The 944-nt window shown below is 37.4% G+C and carries 1 protein-coding gene; it reads left to right on the top strand.

The window, feature by feature from the left end:
* Positions 1-145 precede the first annotated feature (145 nt).
* A complete protein-coding gene (locus VSA01S_RS19805) occupies positions 146-694 on the top strand; it encodes a hypothetical protein (RefSeq protein ID WP_039982552.1) in 549 nt (182 codons plus the stop codon).
* The last annotated feature ends 250 nt before the right edge of the window (positions 695-944 follow it).

Raw genomic sequence — 944 nt, 5'->3', positions numbered from 1 at the left:
CGCGACAGATAAGTTATTGATATGTAGCATATCAATGTGTACTCTTTCGTGCATAAGATTATTAGATAGATAAATTCTGTATTTAAATACAGAATTTATCTATCTAATAAAGCTGTTATGAATAATCTAAATCGGAGATTGTAAATTGAAGAAAGTATTGTTGTTATCATTGTTAACAGTATTAACCGCTTGTGCTTCGGGTCCAAACCCAAAACAAATGTCGGAAGCAATAAAGGACTTTAAGCTAGAATCAGAATCTAGTGGCGATATTGTAGATATCTATATTTACTATTTACACGCTAAGGATAAGACTATCTTTGGTGATGTTGCCTATACGCTAGACGGTCAAAAAGAGTATATTGCTAAATTGTTCTACGGTGAGTATGTTCATTTTCAGGTTTCGCCAGGTCAGCATACTATTTCCTGGCGAGGTAAGGGTAAGAAAACGGGTACAATGGCCGGTGATAGTCTTACCATGAACTTTGAAAAAGAGAAAACATACATCTTTAGGCAGGTTCACAAGACGATCTTCAATCTGTACGCTGATGATGGTTTAAGTACTATAAGTAGTCTAACTTTAGCAAAAGATATGATCTCTGGTAAGTACTATCTATCCAAAACTAAAAAGACGTCCGTTACAGAAAAATGTGTTAACGTGCGTGAAGTCTTACTTTTGCCGATGCTCTGTGGGTAGCTTCTTCATAACAAGCAATTTAAGAGGGATTCACAACGCTTGGCACTTTTGCTTCTACTTCAAATTTAGTGTTTATGGCACAATGTTTTAGTTTGGTTCTAGAGTTCAAAGACTTATTAATGGCTTAGTATCAAGTTTTAAGTGCGACTACCTCCAATAGCCACCCTTCGGTGGCTTTTTTACGCTTGTCACATAACCCCACCGAAAGCACGCCTAACCCACGGAAAATACACTCCTCCTCCCCACCTGC

The sequence above is a fragment of the Vibrio sagamiensis NBRC 104589 genome, from assembly GCF_007990935.1.
In the GTDB taxonomy this organism is placed as follows: Bacteria; Pseudomonadota; Gammaproteobacteria; order Enterobacterales; family Vibrionaceae; genus Vibrio; species Vibrio sagamiensis.
This window is presented reverse-complemented; position numbering and strand designations above follow the sequence as displayed.